The organism is Noviherbaspirillum sp. Root189, assembly GCF_001428545.1.
Taxonomy (GTDB): domain Bacteria; phylum Pseudomonadota; class Gammaproteobacteria; order Burkholderiales; family Burkholderiaceae_D; genus Noviherbaspirillum.
Map to the genome: position 1 here is coordinate 90,861 of NZ_LMHZ01000034.1, position 18,719 is coordinate 109,579.

The 18,719-nt window shown below is 56.3% G+C and carries 15 protein-coding genes; 11 read left to right on the plus strand and 4 right to left on the minus strand.

All coding sequences use genetic code 11. The features are described from left to right. The first annotated feature begins 4 nt into the window (after window positions 1–4). The 4 genes from ASE07_RS19090 to ASE07_RS19105 all read left to right on the plus strand — a co-directional run bounded on the left by ASE07_RS19090 (window position 5) and on the right by ASE07_RS19105 (window position 3,683). Window positions 5–367, plus strand: coding sequence for a hypothetical protein (locus tag ASE07_RS19090; RefSeq protein WP_057292408.1), 363 nt, complete (start codon window positions 5–7; stop codon window positions 365–367). Window positions 368–537: 170 nt separating this feature from the next. Further along, window positions 538–795: a BTH_I0359 family protein gene (locus tag ASE07_RS19095; RefSeq protein ID WP_057292409.1), complete on the plus strand. Its 258-nt coding sequence runs from the start codon at window positions 538–540 to the stop codon at window positions 793–795. A 440-nt stretch (window positions 796–1,235) separates the two neighbouring features. Further along, window positions 1,236–1,904, plus strand: a complete 669-nt coding sequence (gene trmB / locus ASE07_RS19100) for a tRNA (guanine(46)-N(7))-methyltransferase TrmB (protein ID WP_057292410.1) — start codon at window positions 1,236–1,238, stop codon at window positions 1,902–1,904. Window positions 1,905–2,228: 324 nt separating this feature from the next. Further along, the gene (locus tag ASE07_RS19105) at window positions 2,229–3,683 is read left to right on the plus strand and encodes a sigma-54 interaction domain-containing protein (RefSeq protein WP_057292411.1); all 1,455 of its coding nucleotides are present in this window, start codon (window positions 2,229–2,231) and stop codon (window positions 3,681–3,683) included. 301 nt (window positions 3,684–3,984) lie between these two features. Here ASE07_RS19105 and ASE07_RS19110 read toward each other — a convergent pair whose 3' ends face one another. Further along, window positions 3,985–5,004: a LysR family transcriptional regulator gene (locus ASE07_RS19110; protein ID WP_162256916.1), complete on the minus strand. Its 1,020-nt coding sequence runs from the start codon at window positions 5,002–5,004 to the stop codon at window positions 3,985–3,987. A 1,047-nt stretch (window positions 5,005–6,051) separates the two neighbouring features. Here ASE07_RS19110 and ASE07_RS19115 point away from each other — a divergent pair. The 3 genes from ASE07_RS19115 to ASE07_RS19125 all read left to right on the plus strand — a co-directional run bounded on the left by ASE07_RS19115 (window position 6,052) and on the right by ASE07_RS19125 (window position 9,422). Beyond that, window positions 6,052–6,969: a LysR family transcriptional regulator gene (locus ASE07_RS19115; RefSeq protein ID WP_057292412.1), complete on the plus strand. Its 918-nt coding sequence runs from the start codon at window positions 6,052–6,054 to the stop codon at window positions 6,967–6,969. A 101-nt stretch (window positions 6,970–7,070) separates the two neighbouring features. Next, window positions 7,071–7,856, plus strand: a complete 786-nt coding sequence (locus ASE07_RS19120; RefSeq protein WP_057292413.1) for a class II glutamine amidotransferase — start codon at window positions 7,071–7,073, stop codon at window positions 7,854–7,856. Between the two features lie 282 nt (window positions 7,857–8,138). Continuing rightward, window positions 8,139–9,422 carry an EAL and HDOD domain-containing protein gene (locus ASE07_RS19125; protein ID WP_057292546.1) on the plus strand — a complete coding sequence of 428 codons (1,284 nt, stop codon included), beginning with the start codon at window positions 8,139–8,141 and terminating at the stop codon, window positions 9,420–9,422. An 83-nt stretch (window positions 9,423–9,505) separates the two neighbouring features. On the opposite strand, the gene metH is transcribed toward ASE07_RS19125, so the two are convergent. Further along, the gene (gene metH, locus ASE07_RS19130) at window positions 9,506–13,249 is read right to left on the minus strand and encodes a methionine synthase (RefSeq protein ID WP_057292414.1); all 3,744 of its coding nucleotides are present in this window, start codon (window positions 13,247–13,249) and stop codon (window positions 9,506–9,508) included. Here metH and ASE07_RS19135 point away from each other — a divergent pair. Then, complete coding sequence (locus tag ASE07_RS19135; protein ID WP_057292415.1) at window positions 13,248–13,469, plus strand: hypothetical protein; 222 nt, start codon at window positions 13,248–13,250, stop codon at window positions 13,467–13,469. The two genes, metH and ASE07_RS19135, sit on opposite strands and share 2 nt — an antisense overlap. 103 nt (window positions 13,470–13,572) lie before the next feature. Here the strand turns inward: ASE07_RS19135 and fmt are convergent, their stop codons facing one another. After that, the gene (gene fmt / locus ASE07_RS19140; RefSeq protein ID WP_057292547.1) at window positions 13,573–14,526 is read right to left on the minus strand and encodes a methionyl-tRNA formyltransferase; all 954 of its coding nucleotides are present in this window, start codon (window positions 14,524–14,526) and stop codon (window positions 13,573–13,575) included. A 152-nt stretch (window positions 14,527–14,678) separates the two neighbouring features. Further along, window positions 14,679–15,215: a peptide deformylase gene (def, locus tag ASE07_RS19145; protein WP_057292416.1), complete on the minus strand. Its 537-nt coding sequence runs from the start codon at window positions 15,213–15,215 to the stop codon at window positions 14,679–14,681. Window positions 15,216–15,416: 201 nt separating this feature from the next. On the opposite strand from def, the gene ASE07_RS19150 reads away from it, so the two are divergent. From ASE07_RS19150 to ASE07_RS19160, 3 genes are all read left to right on the plus strand, one after another. Next, window positions 15,417–16,526: a LysM peptidoglycan-binding domain-containing protein gene (locus ASE07_RS19150; protein ID WP_057292417.1), complete on the plus strand. Its 1,110-nt coding sequence runs from the start codon at window positions 15,417–15,419 to the stop codon at window positions 16,524–16,526. Window positions 16,527–16,676: 150 nt separating this feature from the next. Then, the gene (gene dprA, locus ASE07_RS19155) at window positions 16,677–17,789 is read left to right on the plus strand and encodes a DNA-processing protein DprA (RefSeq protein ID WP_057292418.1); all 1,113 of its coding nucleotides are present in this window, start codon (window positions 16,677–16,679) and stop codon (window positions 17,787–17,789) included. Window positions 17,790–17,997: 208 nt separating this feature from the next. Further along, window positions 17,998–18,474 (plus strand): DUF494 family protein, encoded by a 477-nt coding sequence (locus ASE07_RS19160; protein ID WP_057292419.1) that lies wholly within the window; start codon window positions 17,998–18,000, stop codon window positions 18,472–18,474. Window positions 18,475–18,719: the final 245 nt, after the last annotated feature.

Here is an 18,719-nt window from a genome sequence, read left to right on the forward strand (position 1 = left end):
CCGGGTGACCCTGACAACGCTGGTAACCGGTTCCACTGCGGCAAAGCGTGAGGCGGCAATCGCCACCCTGCTTAAGCCGCAGCTCTCCACGGCTCTCATCCTCGAAGGCTTGCCCGATGGCGGCGCCGGGTCGCTGGACGACAACGCACATGCCCCTGCACTCCTTGTTTCCCGTATTGCGCCGGGTTGCCTTTGCTGTACCGGCAATCTGACCATGCGCGTGACCCTGAACCGCATGTTGCGCAAGCGCCCTGAACGCCTCTTTATTGCTCTGGCGAACTCAGAACATCTGGACCAGATCCGCCTGTTTCTTTCACAAGCTCCTTACGACAGCCTGCTGGAGCTCACGGCAGATCTTCAAACCTGAGCATTTGAAACCGGGTCAGTCAGCGCCCGCCCTTATATGCAGCGGATCAGGCAGTTGTCGCTTCTTCAACACGGAATTTGGGCGTCCACCTTGAAAAGAAGTGAGGTGGCCTCATTTTTGCATCAGAGGGAAGTGGGTTAACCACACAATCCCGTAACAAGGAGCGCAATATGAACTTAATCTACAACAGCGAGCAGTACAGCGTGGTGGAGTTTGGTGCAGACGACGGCCGCGAGGCCTTGCGCTTTGGCGGATATGAAATTATGGATAAGTCCGGCAAACGTGAAATCTTCATCGGCGGTACTCTTGCAAGGTCGTTCCGCGAAGAAGTGGAAAACCTGATTGCCACCGAACCCAGCGTTGAAGAAATCGACGACTTCCTCGGTAAATATGACGCGTTGATGCGCCAGCCGGTCACGCTGCACTAGTTTTTTCAATGCTCGCCACGGAATGCCTGGCATTCTGTGGCGCTTCAGCAGATAAGGCGGCCTTTCCTACGGCCACTGCTGCGCCCGACTCCTGCCGAACTGGCATGATCGTGGCATCCGCTCCGACTCCTTGCACGACAAGACATGCGTAGCCCACCGCCCACAACCGGGTGGCGGTCATACTTTTGCGTCTTGAAGAGGAACGTGCCGCACGTGAAGCACAAACATGCAAACACGGGAAAATGCACAGGGCGGCCCAGCCACCAGCATGGCGGCTTGTTGGATACTGGCAATGTCCTCAATGCAGGCAAAACTCTCTGCCGCACGGCAGCCTTCGCTGCTGCGCGCTGTCCACGATCCGGTGGTCCCATTACAATCTCGGCGTGCAACACCTTCCGCACATGCTATCGGTGGCGGATACACTTTCCCAATTTCCAGCTATGTACGCCAATTCCAGTCCCGTCAGCAGTACCCAAACCGACATCCACGAGCACTTATTTACACTTGTCGATAAACACGTTCGCACGCGGTTTCACAAACCGGTCATGCCTTACAACACGGAAGCCTTTGAACGCAGTATGGCCGCATGGGCGAAAGCCGGTTCACCGCCACTGATTCTGGATGCCGGGTGTGGTGTCGGACTGTCTACGTTGCATCTTGCGACGCTTTATCCTGATCATTTTGTTATCGGCGTCGACCAATCGGCTGATCGTCTTTCTCGTAAGACACTCTGGCCAGGAACACCACCAGAGAACTGTATGACCGTACGTGCCGACCTGGTCGACTACTGGCGCCTGATGCACGCGGCAGCGGTACGACCGGCACGGCACTATATCCTGTATCCCAATCCCTGGCCAAAGCTGGGACAACTGGCCAGACGCTGGCATGGCCACGCCGTTTTTCCTACTATTGTCAGCCTTGGCGGCGAACTGGAATGCCGTAGTAACTGGCGTCTCTATATCGCCGAATTTGCGGCGGCTCTCGAACGGCTGACCGCAAAAACGATCACTTGCGACGCCTACATTGCCGCCTCGCCCATCACACCGTTCGAGCAAAAATACACGGCGTCCGGTCACGACCTCTGGCGCTGTCGCGTGTCCCTGGGATAAGTATCGTCCCTGACTGAATTCATCAAAAAAGACACCATACTGCGGGCAATAGACCGACAAAGCCACACTTATTGACAAAAAACAAATGCCTATTCAGTTGAAAGGAAATCCCCTGTTTATGGCATTGTTCGGCCTGATAAAAGCAGCTAAGCTCAGTCGGGTTCGAGTCTCATTTCAGACTCTTTTGCCAACGTTTAGGCGTCGAGGACACCGTTATTAATTGCCCGAGGGTGATTGCCGGTGGCAGGACCTGCACCGGATGCTGCTGACTATTTCCACGCGGGCTCGACGCTTCAATAAGCATCAACAAGAAAGTATTGTGAAATGCTTTACGCGTCCCATTCTGCACCTGCGGCCCAGCCGGTCCTCGTATTGCGGCTTACAGGCCGCAACGGACCGGCCTGCAAGTACACCGATGTACTGCGTGGACAAGGGTTGAGCCTGATCGAGTGCTTCAGCTTTGAATCGGCCAACGATGCCATACAGGCAGGATGCCGTGTCGGCCTGCTCAGTGTCACCCAGGAAGCCGACCTCACGCATCTCGACAAATACGAGCCGTTTGTCAGCAATACCCGGATCACCTGGGTTGGCCTTGTCGCCCAGGAATTGATTCCGTTGCCACGCATGCGTGAATTCATCGGCGAGCATCTGTTTAATTTCATCTCCATTCCCGCGCAGCTCGACCATATCGTGCTGACTTTGCGTCATGCCTGGGGCATGGCCTATCTGCGCGATTTCAAGAATGCCTCTTCCAGCCAGCCGACGCCGCTCAACAACGACGGCGATTTTGCGATGGTCGGCAAGACGCCGCAGATGCTGCAGCTGTTCAGCCAGTTGCAAAAGGTGGCCCGTACCAACGCATCGGTATTGATTACCGGGCCTTCAGGTACCGGCAAGGAACTCGCAGCGCTGTCTATCCATCGTCAATCGGCACGCAGGAATGCGCCCTTCGTGGCGGTCAACTGCGGAGCGATTGCACCGCAGTTGTTCCAATCCGAACTCTTCGGCTATGAGAAGGGAGCGTTCACCGGAGCGAACCAGCGCAAGATAGGACGTATCGAAGCCGCTCAGGGCGGGACGCTCTTTCTCGATGAGATCGGCGACATGCCCTATGACATGCAGGTCAATCTGCTACGTTTCCTGCAGGAAAAGACGATTGAACGTGTCGGCGGCAATGATAGTCTCGACATCAATGTGCGCGTGATTGCAGCAACGCATATCGACCTTGCCGAAGCAGTCGCGCAAGGCCGTTTTCGTGAAGACCTGTATTACCGTATCAATGTTGTCTGCATCGAGATTCCGCAACTGGCGGACCGCGGACAGGATATCGAAGACATCGCCAAATATTACTTCTCCAAGTTCGCCAGCATGCACAACCGCAGTCTGCGCGGATTCTCCAAGGCGGCCATGAATGCGATGCTGAGCCATTCATGGCCGGGCAATGTGCGTGAACTCGTCAATCGGGTCCAGCGCGCGACGGTGATGGCGGAAGGAAGATTCATCCAGCCGGAAGATCTTGGCTTGAACCGTGGCAGCGCCGATACGCAACTGATGTCGCTTGAGGATGCCCGTGCCGCGGCGGAACGCACGATGATCAGGCGCGCACTCGCACAGTCACGGAACCAGATTTCTCGCGCTGCGTCGTTACTGGGCGTATCACGGGTGACGCTGTATCGGCTGATCGAGAAATACAACATCCGGCCAGAAGTGATCACAGGAGCGGGACGTAGCTTTGCCGGAAACGCTGGCGCCAGTGCCGACATGGAAGCGCACAAGTAATACCAATCCCAACCTGTAACGTGACAAATGAGATCGATGGATTTTTTTGACTGGCAAGGCGCAGGAGGAGTCAATAGCGGGCTATTGACGACGGTGCGTTATGGGTTGCGATTGGTATAAGGCGTTGGCAGTTCAATAACCGTGCCGGAACTCCTTGAACAGGACCAGAGCCCTGGGCGTGAGTGCCTTCACCAGAATTCCCCCTAACAAAATAAAGAGACGCATGTGAAAAATGGCTGAAGGTGCCTCTGCACCTTCAGCCATTTTTCATGGTTTATACCAATCGTTCGGACTCTTCTGTTTATCTTGCCATGATGTTGTCGTATTTCGTCTGCGACTGTGTTGACGATTCGCCGCCCGCTAGCCCCCTCAGGACATCCGCAAGCCTGCCAGCCGCTGCAGTAGACGCCCAGGGGCGTCCATGGATCAGGTACAGCATGGTTTTATGTGGGCGACTTTCCCCAAGCGGCAGTCGCACCAGCGAACCGTCATCTAGCCAGCGACGGATCCGGTGTTCTGGCAGCCATGCATAGCCAAGGCGCTCGGTCACGGCCTCAACCACTGTATCCAGACTACTCATTGCCCAACGACGCATCGGCTTCGAACTTGACATCGGACGCTCACGCTCACCCGTTTGGCCTACGCCGATTTGCACATGCTGCGCCAGGTCCATTGCAGTGACGTCGCGTCCGAGCTTGAGCAGCGGATGCTCGGGATGCGCGACCGGCAGATGCTCTACCTCGATCAGGGGCTCACCCAGAAATCCCAGCGGAACGCGTTCGCTAATGGCCAGATCCACACTCAAGTCTCGCAATACATCTTCTGCATGCAGGGTATCGACTTCGCTCAGCTTGACATGGCTGGCAACTCTTCCTATCCGCGAAAATTCGCTTAGCGCGCGTACCAGCAAATGTGGAGGGAAGTTGTGATCAACGACCAGACGCACTTCGCCACCCAAGCCCTGTCCGAGATTTTTAGCAAAGTTTTCCAGCTCGATCGCTTCCTTCAGAACGTGGCGTGAGCGATCGAGCAAAGCCTTTCCCTCCGGCGTCAAATTCGCTTTTCGACCCTCGATACGCAGCAGTGGTGTGCCTAGCTGGTCCTGCAATTTCGAAACCGTATAGCTAATGGTGGATTGACTCAGATGGAGCGACTTGGCAGCTTCGGCGAACCCGCCGCAATCAATCACGGCATGGAAAATTCTCCACTGCTTGAGACTGACGTAAAGATTGTGGATGTCGTGCGGGCGAGAGCGATAGGTTGCACGTCCCAGATCCATTGCCGGTCCCTGCCCTGATGCTTGCGTTCTTGTTTGAGTCATGTGTTTCATCCTTTATCTTCTAGGCGAACGATCAGCGCCTTGGCACCAGATGTGACAGGCACGGCTTACCGTGACGCTCATCCTGATGTCGCTGGCTCGAGTGTCTGTAGCAAAAGGCAAGCCTGCTACCTAAATCGTTGATTCCTCAAGACTTCTTCTTTTATCTGGAAAACAGCCGTCCAAATATGTAAAGGATGGCGCAGAACTTAATTTTCACAGTGCAACTCCTGATCCATTTCCTGTAATGCGTTAACTACCCGCCAGGAAACTAAGTTGCGAAAAGGCATTAGCTTCGGTAAGCCTTGGATAGCTACGGCGCAGGCAATCTCAGTCTTTATCACGCTTCGCGACGAAAAAAGCTTCTTTGTTTCATTCAGATGCCACCTGTTCGTTTGCTCAGCTTCTTAATGTACGGAAACGAACTACGTTCGCTCTGTCACATGAACTGCTTGTCCAAAAGTGTCAATCTCTATTCGATCATGAAGCCATTTGTCGTTTCAAGCGATAGATCACGGGATATTGGACTGTGTGGACTGTGGCGCGGGCGCAGGCGCAGGTGAATAGATGGAGATGGCGAAGCAAGAAAAAACCCGCCACGCCCACAGGTGCGGACAATGGCGGGAACCGGAGATTGATAGGCCTAGAGCACTTTCGTCCTAAGCAGGACGCTATGCGAGAACGCTGAAAACACGACGGCACAAACAACGCCAGAACCAATGTCCATGGATTCATATCGGTACATCGTGTCTTTTCACAGCCGGCCCGGATAACTCCGCAAGACACATGCCTGCATACCCAAGCACTTGATTCAATTGACTTACCCGGTTTGAACGGTCGCCATGCGTATAGAAGCCGTCCGTGATTGTGTCGAATCTTTTGCATAGATCCACACCGCCGGCAATTCCGTATATAAACATGCACCAGGCACACATTTTTTCCTATCAAGCACAGCGCATCCATTGTGTGTTCCACAAAAAAGGTCAATAATCAACGACGACTATTCCCCAATCAGAAACAGTCAAGGCCCAAGGAACAGAAGGTAAAAATATGGATCGATTGCAATCAATGCGCGTGTTCGCGAAAGTGATAGAACAGGGCAGCTTTGCCCGGGCAGCGCAGGCGCTCGACATGTCGAATGCAGTAGTCACACGCCATGTCGCGGACCTGGAGGATCACCTCGGCACACGACTGATGAACCGCACCACGCGCAAACTTTCGCTGACGGAAACCGGCCATGCTTATCTTGAGCGCGTTCTGCAGATCCTGCAGGAAGTGGAGGATGCGGAAGCCATCGCATCGTCACAGTCCAAAAAACCAGCCGGTATCCTGCGGATTTACTCTCACCTTGGCTTCGGACAACAGCAACTTGCGCACTTGCTGCCCCTCTACGCAAGCCAGTATCCGGACGTCACCCTGGACGTTACACTTTCGGACAGGACCGTTGATCTGGTGGAAGACGGCTTCGATGTCGGTATTTTTATTAACTTACAGAAATTCGATGCCAACATGATCGCGCGACAGCTCGCTGTGTCCGAGGCGCTGCTTTGCGCTTCGCCAGATTATGTCAGGCGTCACGGCGCTCCCGAAGAGCTGGAAGATATTTCTCGCCATTCCTGTCTGAACTTTTCGTACGAACAGTTACGGCATCAGTGGCCGGTCAAAGGGCCGGATGGCAGCCTGATCAACATTCCCGTGACCGGCAAAGTAGTGTCTAACAACGGCGATCTGTTGCGACACTGCGCGATCGCGGGAATGGGGATTACGATCCGCCCTTCGTTTGCACTGGGCGACGACCTTGCCGCAGGCAAGCTGGTGCGCTTGCTGGCAGATTATGAGCTTGGCCGGCTACCCGTCATGCTGGTGTATCCAAGCCGGCGCCTGTTGTCAGCAAAAGTACGCACCTTCGTCGATTTCATGTCGAAACAGTTTCCGCGCCCCGAGCATGATCCGTGGCAAACAACGTGAAATAATGCGACCGATGGCCGCTACCTGTTGGTGTACGCTGTCTTATCGTGTGTTCGCATAATCGTTTTACCCATCCTAAAAGTACTATCACTCGCCTCGCTATGTGCCAGCTTCTCGGAATGAACTGTAATGTTCCCACGGACATCGTATTCAGCTTTACCGGCTTTGCCACTCGGGGTGGCCGCACGGACGTCCATAACGATGGATGGGGGATCGCTTTCTTCGAAGGTGCGGGCGTTCGCCATTTCGTCGACCATGATGCGGCGATTGCTTCACCGATCGCCGACCTGATCAAGCGCTGGCCGATCAAGTCGAAAAACGTGATCGCACATATTCGCAAGGCGACCCAGGGCCGCGTGGCATTAGAAAACTGCCATCCCTTCGTGCGTGAACTCTGGGGCCATTATTGGGTGTTCGCCCATAACGGCGATCTCAAGGATTTCGCGCCCCCGCTCACAGGCGCGTTTCGGCCAGTCGGCAATACCGATAGCGAGCTGGCCTTCTGTTTCCTGCTGCAGGAACTGCGGCGCCGCTTCGGCGATATTGCGCCCGCCCTGCCGGAATTGAGTGCGGCATTGCGTGAACTGACCACGGAGATTGCGGCGCATGGGCCGTTCAATATGATGTTGTCCGATGGCTCCGCCTTGTTTGCACATTGCTCGACCAACCTGCATTACATCATCCGTCAATACCCGTTCGCGACCGCGGTTCTGTCGGATGAAGAAATGACGGTCGACTTTTCGGAAGTGACGACGCCCAAGGACAGAGTCGCCGTCATCGTCACCGCCCCTCTGACCAATAATGAAACCTGGACACAATTCGCACCCGGCGAGATGAAGGTGTTTGTCGACGGCGCACCAGTCGACGAGTCAGCACCTGAGCAATAATCGGAGAATGCAGCGCAACATCGAAAATTGCAACGCGGCAATTAAAATGCGCTAGAGTGTATTAAAAGACGCGTTGCCAGTTCGCCGCAAAGCTGACCACGTGCGAAGAGGCCGTGTGCGTTGCCGTGTAGCTGAGTTGTTATAGGCCGGAAAACCGACGGTCAATCTCAATCGCTACCTATGACCCATACGACCTGTTCGTATTTGCAGATTCGATTTGCTGATGCGAACAGGCGGCGCATGGCGCGCTCCCCCAATGTTGGCGAAGACAAGAATAACGCGATGATTGCCACTTCCTTGCCAGAGAACGATACGACACGCCCGCTGCGCGTGCGCGAATTCTTCCTTGCCCGCCAACCCATCCTGGACCGTAACCAGGCGCTGGTGGCTTACGAACTGCTGTTCCGCAATGCGGCTACCGGACCGGCCAACGTCACCAGCGATTTGTCGGCGACCGCATCCGTCATTGCGCATACTTCCCAGCTGGGCATGGAGAAAGTGATCGGCGATGCGCTCGGTTACCTGAATGTCGATGCGGCAGTATTAATGAGCGATATCTTCCAGTTCCTGCCGCGCGAAAAAGTTGTGCTTGAAATTGTCGAGACGATGAAAGTGACGCCGGAAATCCTGGCGCGTATCGAACAGCTCGTGAAGGAAGGTTTTCGCTTTGCGCTGGACGACGTCATTGCCGATACAACCGAAGTAAAACAACTGCTGCCGCTGGTGGAAATCATCAAGTTTGACTTGCGCGACATGCCACTTTCCGCGCTGCTCAAGCTGACGCCGCAATTCAAGCTGGCGGGTAAGGCACTGCTCGCCGAAAAAGTGGAGACGCAGGAGCAATTCGATACCTGCTTGAAGCTCGGCTTCGATTTCTTCCAGGGTTACTATTTCGCGAAACCGGTCATCCTGACAGGCAAGAAATTATCACCGTCCCAGCTGGCCATCATGCAACTGATGGGGCAGCTGAATTCAGACGCGGACACTGCGGACATCGAACGCAGCATCAAGCAGGATGTCTCGCTCTGCTTCAATTTACTGCGCCTGGTGAATACGCCGGCAGTGGGCGCGCGGCGCCGTATCGATTCGGTCAACCAGGCCCTGATGCTGCTCGGCCGCAGCCAGCTACAGCGCTGGCTGCAAATCATGTTGTACGCGGAACCCTGCAAGAAGGGGCATTGCATGACGCCATTGCTGACCTTGGCAGCGACGCGCGGCAAGTTGCTTGAACTGATCGCGCAACAGGTAGAACCTCGTAATCAAAGCATGGCGGACACCGCGTTCACCGTGGGCATCATGTCGCTGATGGATACGCTGTTCAGCATTCCGATGAAGGACATTCTGGAGCAGGTTGCGGTAATCGACGAAGTTTGCGATGCATTGTTGCATCGCAAGGGAGTGTACGGCTCCATGTTGCGCCTTGCCGAACATATGGAGCGAATCGAAGAAGCCGGTTCGATGCTCGATGAGCTGATTGATCGTCTTCGTCTGGGGAGCGAAGACCTGTACAACCTGCAGGTCTCGGCATTTGAATGGGGTGATGCGGTGGCGCGCAGCGCGCATTGAGCAATAGAAGATGGATGGATAAAGGCGGTGCACTGCCCGACAGCAATGCACCGCCTTCCGTTTTTGGGGAAACAGGTTTAGGACTATAGATTAGGCGCCAGCCAACGCTCCAGATCATCCTTGCTCACCCCACGGCGCTCCGCCATGTCATTCACCTGGTCTTCGGCAATCTTTCCGACGACAAAATATTTCGACTCGGGGTGCGCAAAGTAGAAACCCGATACCGATGCGCCGGGGAACATGGCGAAGGACTCGGTAATCCGCATGCCGACTTCCTCGCACTGGAGCAGCTTGAACATGTCGGCCTTGACCGTGTGTTCGGGGCAGGCCGGATAACCCGGTGCCGGACGGATACCACGGTAGGCTTCCTTGATCAGTTCCTGGTTGCTCAGCTTTTCGTCCGCCGCATAACCCCACAAATCCTTGCGCACGCGCTCATGCAAATGTTCGGCAAAGGCTTCTGCCAGACGGTCGGCGAGTGATTTGAGCATGATGCTGCTGTAGTCGTCATGCGCATCCTCGAAACGCTTCTCGTACTTTTCAATACCGATACCGGCGGTGACCGCAAACAAGCCGATGTAATCCGCGATGCCGGAGGACTTCGGTGCGATGAAATCGGCGAGGCACTGGTTGGGGCGCGCAACGCCATCGATCACCGGTTTGGCGGTTTGCTGACGCACACCGTAATAGGTGAAAGCCACCTTGGTGCGCGTGTCGTCTGTGTAGATCTCTATATCGTCATCATTGACGGTGTTCGCCGGCAGCAAGGCCATCACGCCATTGGCGGTAAGCCAGCGGCCTTCGATGATTTTCTTCAGCATCGCCTGGCCTTCTTCGTAGACCTTGCTCGCTTGCTCGCCAACGATTTCATCCTTCAGGATCGCCGGGAATGGTCCGGCCAGGTCCCAGGTCTGGAAGAACGGGCCCCAGTCGATGTACTGCGCCAGCACGCCGAGATCGACGTTCTTGAATACGCGGCGGCCAATGAACTTCGGCTTGACCGGCGCGAACTCCAGCCGGGTCTTGTTGGCCCGCGCTTCGGCCAGCGACACCATCGGCACCGCCTTCTTGTTCGCATGCTGCTCGCGGATACGCTCGTAGTCTTTCTTGATATCTTCAACGTACTGCTCGCGCTGCTCCTGCGTCAGCAAGGATTGCGCGACCGATACCGAGCGTGACGCATCCGGCACATAGACTACCGGGCCTTCATAATTGGGGGCAATCTTCACAGCGGTGTGCGCGCGGCTGGTCGTGGCGCCGCCAATCAGCAGAGGAATCTTCATCATGCGGAAATGCGGATCGCGCTGCATTTCCTTGGCGACGTGCGCCATTTCTTCGAGCGAAGGCGTGATCAGGCCGGACAATCCGATGATGTCGGCATTTTCCGCCTTGGCTTTGGCGAGGATTTCGGAACATGGCACCATCACGCCCATGTTCACGACTTCGAAGTTGTTGCACTGGAGGACCACCGACACGATGTTCTTGCCAATGTCGTGCACATCGCCCTTGACCGTAGCGATCACGATCTTGCCCTTGGGCTTGGCGACAATGCCGGTGCGCTGCTCTTCCCGTCGCTTCTCTTCCTCGATATAGGGAATCAGATGCGCGACCGCCTGCTTCATTACGCGCGCCGATTTGACGACCTGCGGCAGGAACATCTTGCCTTGGCCAAACAAGTCACCGACGATGTTCATGCCGTCCATCAGCGGGCCTTCGATCACGTTGATCGGGCGACCGCCGCTATTGAAGACCTTGACGCGCGCTTCTTCCGCGTCTTCGACGATCCATTGCGTGATGCCGTGCACGAGAGCATGGGCCAGACGCTTTTCGACCGGATCGTTGCGCCACTCCAGGTTCTGCTCTTCCTTCTTGCCACCTGCCTTCAGCGTGGCGGCAAATTCGATCATGCGCTCGGTGGCATCGTCGCGGCGGTTCAGCACCACGTCTTCGACACGTTCCCGCAATTCGGGCGACAGCTCGTCATATACGCCGACCATGCCTGCGTTGACGATGCCCATCGTCAGGCCTGCCTTGATCGCATGGTACAGAAATACGGTATGAATCGCTTCACGCGCCGGATCGTTGCCGCGGAAGCTGAAGCTGACGTTGGAAACACCGCCGCTGATCTTCGCATGCGGCAGGTTGTCCCGGATCCAGCGGGTCGCGTTGATGAAGTCAACCGCGTAGTTGTTATGCTCTTCGATACCGGTGGCAATCGCAAAAATGTTCGGATCGAAGATGATGTCTTCCGGCGGGAAGTTTAGCTTTTCAGTGAGCAGCTTGTAGGCGCGTTCGCAGATTTCGATCTTGCGCTCGAAGGTATCGGCCTGGCCTTTCTCGTCGAACGCCATCACGATCACTGCGGCACCATAACGGCGGCACAGCTTGGCCTGGCGCAGGAATTCCTCTTCGCCTTCTTTCATCGAAATCGAGTTGACGACCGACTTGCCCTGCACACACTTGAGGCCGGCTTTGATCACTGACCACTTCGACGAGTCGATCATGATCGGCACGCGCGCAATATCGGGTTCGGACGCGATCAGGTTGAGGAAGCGCGTCATCGCCACGACCGAATCGAGCATCGCTTCATCCATGTTGATGTCGATGATCTGCGCGCCGTTTTCCACCTGCTGGCGGGCAACCGACAAGGCTTCGTCGTATTGCTCGTTGAGGATCATGCGGGCGAAGGCTTTCGAACCGGTCACGTTGGTACGTTCACCAACGTTGACGAACAGCGAGTCTTCATCGATGATGAACGGCTCCAGGCCCGACAGCTTCATTGTCGGCGACAACACCGGCACCTTGCGGGGAGGCAGTTCACGCACCGCGTCGGCAATCGCCTTGATATGGTCAGGCGTGGTGCCGCAGCATCCGCCGGCCACGTTCACAAAGCCGCTCTCGGCAAATTCCTTCAGCAGCGAGGAAGTCACGTCCGGCGTTTCATCAAAACCGGTATCCGCCATCGGGTTGGGCAGACCGGCGTTCGGGTAAACGGAAATAAAGGTGTCGGCGATCTTCGATAGCTCTTCCGCATACGGGCGCATCAGCGCAGCGCCGAGCGCGCAGTTGAGGCCGACCGTCAGCGGGCGCGCATGACGTACCGAATGCCAGAAAGCAGCGACGGTCTGGCCCGACAAAATGCGGCCGGAGGCATCGGTGACGGTACCGGAAATCATGATCGGCAGGCGCTTGCCCGCTTCTTCGAAGTAGGTATCGATCGCGAACAGCGCCGCCTTGCAGTTGAGCGTGTCAAAAATCGTCTCGACCAGCAGCACATCGACACCGCCTTCGACAAGACCGCGGACCTGTTCGAGGTAGGCGGTGACGAGTTGGTCGAAAGTGACGTTGCGGGCCGCAGGGTCGTTGACGTCCGGCGAAATCGACGCGGTCTTTGGCGTCGGCCCGAGTGCGCCGGCGACAAAACGCGGCTTGTCGGCAGTTGAATATTTGTCAACGGCGGCGCGGGCGATCTTCGCCGCGGCAACGTTCATCTCATAGGCGAGATGACCCATGTGGTAATCGTCCTGCGCGACACTGGTTGCGCCGAAGGTATTGGTTTCGATCAGGTCGGCACCGGCCGCCAGGTATTTCTCGTGGATTTCCTGGATGATCTGCGGTTGTGTCAGCACCAGCAAATCATTGTTGCCCTTGACGAAAATCTCCTTGCCGGGCACCGAAAAATCGGCGAAACGCGCGCCACGAAAATCTTCTTCGCTCAACTTGTATTGCTGGACCATGGTACCCATCGCCCCGTCGAGAATCAGGATGCGTTGTGACAGGAGGTCGCGCAAGTGCGCTTCAGTGGAGGAAATGGCGTCGCGTTTCATGTTATCCCTTAAAGCAAAAAACCCGGCCTGCAAAGCGGGACCGGGTTCTGATGTCCGCTTTAGCTGCATTTGGAATGGGACTTGGACCCTGGCGCCCGCAAGCTGGGTTTTGACTTTTTCCAATCAAATCGGCGCAGTAAAAATTATACGTGAAATCAATATGTTGGGTAAGAATGTAAGAAAAATGGAAAAGCTGCGCTCGCTTTCCAAAAATCGCTAGAGCGGAGCCGCATGGGCCCATGCTTTTCTAGTAAAAATCCGGTCGCAATCCCGCACAAGCTTTCTCATTGTCATGTAATACGTTTTTGAGATACAGCAGGTTGCTAGTTGAAGCGTTCGCCTTCCAGGGGAAAACCTTTAAGGAACTCCGCAGCAGCCAGGCGCTTGCCACCGGGCTTCTGCAATTCCAGGATGCGCAATGCACCTTCGCCACAGGCTACCAGCACGCCATCATGGCCATTGGCTGCAAGGACTTGTCCCGGTATTGCGCCGGCAGGTGCCGCCGCCAGTTCAGCGCGCCAGAATTTCACCGGAACACCGTTGAGCTGGGCAACCGCGCCGGGAAAGGGATTGAAGGCTCGCAGTTTCCGGTGCAGCACGACCGCCGGTTGTGTCAGGTCGAGTGCGGCTTCTTCTTTGGCGATCTTGGCCGCATAGGTCGTCCCCTGTTCTGGCTGGGGAGTGGGCGACAACGCGCCCTGCGCGACCTTGCTCAAAGCGTCGACGATCAGTTTGCCGCCCAGCGTTGCCAGTTTGTCGTGCAGCGTCGCTGTCGTTTCATCGTCGGCAATCGGCAGGCCTTCCCGCAGCAGCATGGGCCCTGTATCCAGTCCTTCTTCCATCTGCATGATGGTAACGCCGGTTTCCGCATCGCCAGCTTCAATGGCACGATGGATCGGCGCCGCGCCGCGCCAGCGTGGCAGCAGCGATGCATGGATGTTGATGCAACCGAATCTCGGAATTTCCAGGACACTGCGCGGCAAGATCAGTCCGTAAGCCGCAACCACCATCACGTCATGCGGTGTCGCATGCAGCAGGGCGTGCGCTTCTTCAGCGACCTCCGGATATTTGCCGTCCAGTCGCAGCGATTGCGGCTGGGCAACCGGTATGTCATGGGCCAGCGCAAACTGCTTGACCGGAGAAGCCTGCAATTGCATGCCGCGTCCGGCCGGGCGATCGGGCTGGGTGAGTACCAGAGGGATCGAGAAGCCGGCATTGTGCAGGGCTTCGAGGGCGATCGCGGCAAACTCGGGTGTACCGGCAAAGATGATTTTCATGGGACGAAAGTAAAAGGTTGGCAACGTTCGCGCTGCGCAGGCATAGCGCTCTGCGCGTCCCGCGAAGCTGCGTCCCATCAGCTTGCCACCAGCCTACCTGCCGGGACGCAGGCGACAGGGTTGGTTCGATCACAAGTAAGAACTTGGCAGATCTAGCGTACGGCAGCCGTTTTCTTCTTGTCACGGCTCAGTTCTCGCTCTTCCTTGAGCAACTTGGCCTTGATGCGATTGCGTTTCAGCGGCGACAGGTATTCGACGAAGACCTTGCCTTTCAGATGATCCATTTCGTGCTGGATACAGACTGCCAGCAGATCGTCAGCCTCGATTTCAAACGGCTTGCCGTCAAGGTCAAGGGCTTTGACTTTGACGCGGGCCGGTCGCTCGACGCCGTCGTAGATGCCCGGCACCGACAGGCAGCCCTCGTCATAGACGCGGCGCTCTTCGCTGGCCCAGGTGATTTCGGGATTGATGAAAACCTGCAACTGGTCATGGGTATCCGAGGTGTCGATGACAATCAGTTGCTCATGCACGTCCACCTGGGTCGCGGCGAGGCCGACGCCGGGCGCTTCGTACATGGTTTCAGCCATGTCGGCGGCCAGCTTCTTCAGGCGTGCGTCGAAAACGGTGACCGGCTTGGCCACCTTATGCAAACGCGGATCGGGATAACGCAAAATATTTAATAGGGACATACGGCTTTTGTGCAACAACCTCGTCTTGACGAGGCGTCGTTTCTCTTGCTAGTTCAAGGATTTATGTGCAGAATTTGATTCACTTTGACAAGTTTTGTCGCGGCAATTCTTTACACGTTGGCAATATACAGTGGCGATCACCGTCGCGATGGATATGAGGTTGGAGTCACGCCACACAAGCCACGTTCACCGGATACATTTATGAAAAAGTTTAGCACAGCAGCCCTTCTACTCGCTCTGACGGCGGCTGCAAATGGCTTTGCGGCCACCGGCGACAACGGTACGATTTCCCCGCGCTGTGCTTTCCTGCCCAATGCGCCTGACCAGCATACGGTGGTTCGCGGCGATACACTATGGGACATTTCCGGCAAATTCCTGCAGCATCCCTGGTGCTGGCCGCAGGTCTGGGGCCTGAATCGCGACCAGATCCGCGACCCGCACTGGATTTATCCTGGCCAGATTGTCTATTTCGACCGTGCAAGCGGCAGGCTTCGCCTCGGCAATGCAGTGGGTTCCGCGTCAGGCACGCCGACTGTCAAATTGTCGCCACAGGTGCGCACCGAAGGCCTGGGCCAGGACGCCATTCCGGCCATTCCCTCCAGTGTGATCGAGCCTTTCCTGTCGCAACCGCTGATCGTTTCCGAAAACGAACTCAAGAACGTCCCGCGCATCATGGCAACCGACGAAGGACGAGTCATCCTTGGCAAGAATGACAAGGCCTATGTGCGCGGCGACCTGCAGTCCGGCACTTCATTTCAGGTATTTCGACCCGGGATTCCTCTCAAAGATCCAGGCACCGGCAAGGTCATCGGCTACGAGGCCGCTTACCTGGGCACGGTCAAGCTTGAGCGCGAAGCCAAATCGCCCGATGAAGCGCATGTGTTCCGTGTCGTCACGGTCAAGGAAGAAATGGGCATCGGTGACCGCCTGATGCCAGTGCCACCGACGCCCATCCTGAATTACATGCCGCATCCGCCCGAAGCCAATGTCGATGCACGCATCGTCTCTGTCTATGGCGGCGTGTCGCAGGCGGGTCAGAACCAGATCGTGACCGTGAACCGCGGCAGCAAGGATGGTCTCGACACCGGGACGGTGCTGGAGCTGTATCGCTTCGGCCAGGTGGTGTCCGACCGTACCGACGACAGCGGCTTCTTTTCGTTTTCGTCCTGGGGCCGCAAGAAGGTCAAGCTTCCCGACACCCAGTATGGCAGCCTGTTCGTTTTCCGGGTGTTCGACAACATCTCGTATGGTCTTGTGATGCAGGTGACCGACAGCGTCCAGATAGGCGACGTTGCGCGCTCACCAGACTAATACCAATCCCAACCCATAACGCACCATGACATCGCGTCTTTTTCCGCCTGCCTGCGTTGCACTCGTCGTCAATAGCCCGCTATTGACTCCTCCTGCGCCTTGCCAGTCAAAAAAATCCATCGATCTCAGGGATTGGTATAACATCACGCGATGATCGATACCGACTGGGCGCGGGACCTCGCGCAATGGATACGCTTTGAGCAAACGCCAGGCGTGGGGAACGACACCGGACGCAGACTGCTGTCGGCCTTCGGCTTGCCGCAACATGTCTTTGATGCGGACTTCGAGGCGCTTGCCGCCGTCGTGCCCGAGCGGGTTGCCCGTGCCTTGCTGGCACCGCTGCCAAGTGACACGCGCGCGCTGATCGACAAGACGCTGGACTGGGCAAGCCTTCCGGGTAACCGCGTACTGACGCTGGCCGACGATGACTATCCGCGACAGCTGCTCAATATTTCCGATCCGCCGCTACTGCTCTATATTAAAGGGCGCATCGAACTGTTGCGGGCGACGTCGATTGCCGTTGTCGGCAGCCGCAATGCCACTGCCCAGGGCGTCCTGAATGCAGAGAAATTTTCCGAATCGCTCAGCCGCGAATGCCTGACCATTGTTTCCGGCCAGGCGCTGGGCATCGATACCGCCGCACATCTCGGCGGGCTGCGTGGCGTCGGCTCGACCATTGCCGTCATCGGCACCGGTGCTGATACCGTTTACCCGGCACGTAACCGTGCACTCGCGCACCAGATCGCGGACCAGGGCTGCATCGTCAGTGAGTACGCGCTTGGAGAAGGGCCGATCGCATCGCATTTCCCGCGGCGTAACCGGCTCATCTCCGGCCTGTCGCGCGGCGTACTGGTCATCGAAGCCGCAGCGCAGTCCGGTTCCTTGATCACTGCACGCATGGCGGCCGAACAGGGCCGCGATGTATTTGCGATACCCGGCTCCATCCACTCGCCGCTGTCCAAAGGATGCCATCTGCTGATCCGGCAAGGGGCCAAGCTGGTCGACTCGGCACAACATATCCTTGAAGAAATCGGCGAACTGCCTTCCCGGTTGCCTGCGGTCAAGGCGCCTGCGGTTTCCGGCAGCGCACCGGAATGTATGGTACTTTCTGCGCTGGGTTACGACCCGGTCGATATGGATACGTTGGCAACGCGTTGCGAAATCGGTATTGCAGAACTGAGCGCACGTCTTTTGACGCATGAACTTGATGGCCTGGTGGAAACTCTTCCCGGCGGAATGATCCGCCGAATCGCAACATCCTGATACCAAAAACACGCTGTCAGCATTTTCTTTTTTAAGATATGCTGTACCTGTAAGACTGCAATTTATTTGTACTGTCGCTGGCATGGCACCTCTTTTCTTGGCTTCAGGTGTTTTCATGCAAGAAAAGATGATCACGAGAGTGTCATTTATTCGCAACCTGGTTGCTGCCCTGCACATTGGGCAATGACCTTAACGGTACAGTGAAATCATGTTCGACGTTCTCGTTTACCTCTACGAAACTTATTACCGCCCCGACGCCTGTCCGGATTCGGAAGCACTCGTCAAGAAGCTGTCGGCTGTCGGCTTCGAGGAAGAAGAGATTTCCAAAGCACTCGGCTGGCTCACCGATCTTGCCGAAGCGACCAATGAGCTTTCCGACCGCTATCCGCAGCAGGCTGCGTTTTCCTTCGGCATCCGCATCTACGCCCAGCGGGAAATGGATGTGCTCGGTACAGAGGCTGTCGGCTTCCTGCAGTTCCTTGAGTCAGCCAAAGTCATCGACTCAATCCAGCGAGAAATCATCATTGAGCGCGCACTCGCTGTGAGCGACTCCCAAGTATCGCTCGACAAGATCAAGGTGATTGTCCTGATGGTGCTATGGAGCCAGGGCAAGGAACCGGATGGTCTGATCTTCGATGAATTGTTTTCCGACGACGAAGACGCCGAGCCGCGTCTCTTGCATTAACAGCAATAGTACTGCAACCGCAACTATCGCCGAAAAGGCAATTCATACGTTTATCCGCAACATCCGCCCGCTGTTGTCGTACGGGATTACCGTCGCACAGCGGGCACTCACATTCCTCGTTGCTTGCGGTTTCTCCCGCAACGCGCTTATCATTGGCCGCTCAATCTCCAGATAAGTTGCTATATTAGTAGGGGGTTGCACTGAAGCAAGCCCATCTACCTGCCATTACCGCGTTACCGCGCTAG

What these genes read in the sequence shown, in the direction of transcription:
- ASE07_RS19095 (WP_057292409.1), top strand. Translation starts at nt 538, where the DNA reads ATGAACTTAATCTACAACAGCGAGCAGTACAGCGTGGTGGAGTTTGGT.
- trmB (WP_057292410.1), top strand. Translation starts at nt 1,236, where the DNA reads ATGTACGCCAATTCCAGTCCCGTCAGCAGTACCCAAACCGACATCCAC.
- ASE07_RS19105 (WP_057292411.1), top strand. Translation starts at nt 2,229, where the DNA reads ATGCTTTACGCGTCCCATTCTGCACCTGCGGCCCAGCCGGTCCTCGTA.
- ASE07_RS19110 (WP_162256916.1), bottom strand. Translation starts at nt 5,004, where the DNA reads ATGACTCAAACAAGAACGCAAGCATCAGGGCAGGGACCGGCAATGGAT.
- ASE07_RS19115 (WP_057292412.1), top strand. Translation starts at nt 6,052, where the DNA reads ATGGATCGATTGCAATCAATGCGCGTGTTCGCGAAAGTGATAGAACAG.
- ASE07_RS19120 (WP_057292413.1), top strand. Translation starts at nt 7,071, where the DNA reads ATGTGCCAGCTTCTCGGAATGAACTGTAATGTTCCCACGGACATCGTA.
- ASE07_RS19125 (WP_057292546.1), top strand. Translation starts at nt 8,139, where the DNA reads ATGATTGCCACTTCCTTGCCAGAGAACGATACGACACGCCCGCTGCGC.
- ASE07_RS19135 (WP_057292415.1), top strand. Translation starts at nt 13,248, where the DNA reads ATGTTATCCCTTAAAGCAAAAAACCCGGCCTGCAAAGCGGGACCGGGT.
- metH (WP_057292414.1), bottom strand. Translation starts at nt 13,249, where the DNA reads ATGAAACGCGACGCCATTTCCTCCACTGAAGCGCACTTGCGCGACCTC.
- fmt (WP_057292547.1), bottom strand. Translation starts at nt 14,526, where the DNA reads ATGAAAATCATCTTTGCCGGTACACCCGAGTTTGCCGCGATCGCCCTC.
- def (WP_057292416.1), bottom strand. Translation starts at nt 15,215, where the DNA reads ATGTCCCTATTAAATATTTTGCGTTATCCCGATCCGCGTTTGCATAAG.
- ASE07_RS19150 (WP_057292417.1), top strand. Translation starts at nt 15,417, where the DNA reads ATGAAAAAGTTTAGCACAGCAGCCCTTCTACTCGCTCTGACGGCGGCT.
- dprA (WP_057292418.1), top strand. Translation starts at nt 16,677, where the DNA reads ATGATCGATACCGACTGGGCGCGGGACCTCGCGCAATGGATACGCTTT.
- ASE07_RS19160 (WP_057292419.1), top strand. Translation starts at nt 17,998, where the DNA reads ATGTTCGACGTTCTCGTTTACCTCTACGAAACTTATTACCGCCCCGAC.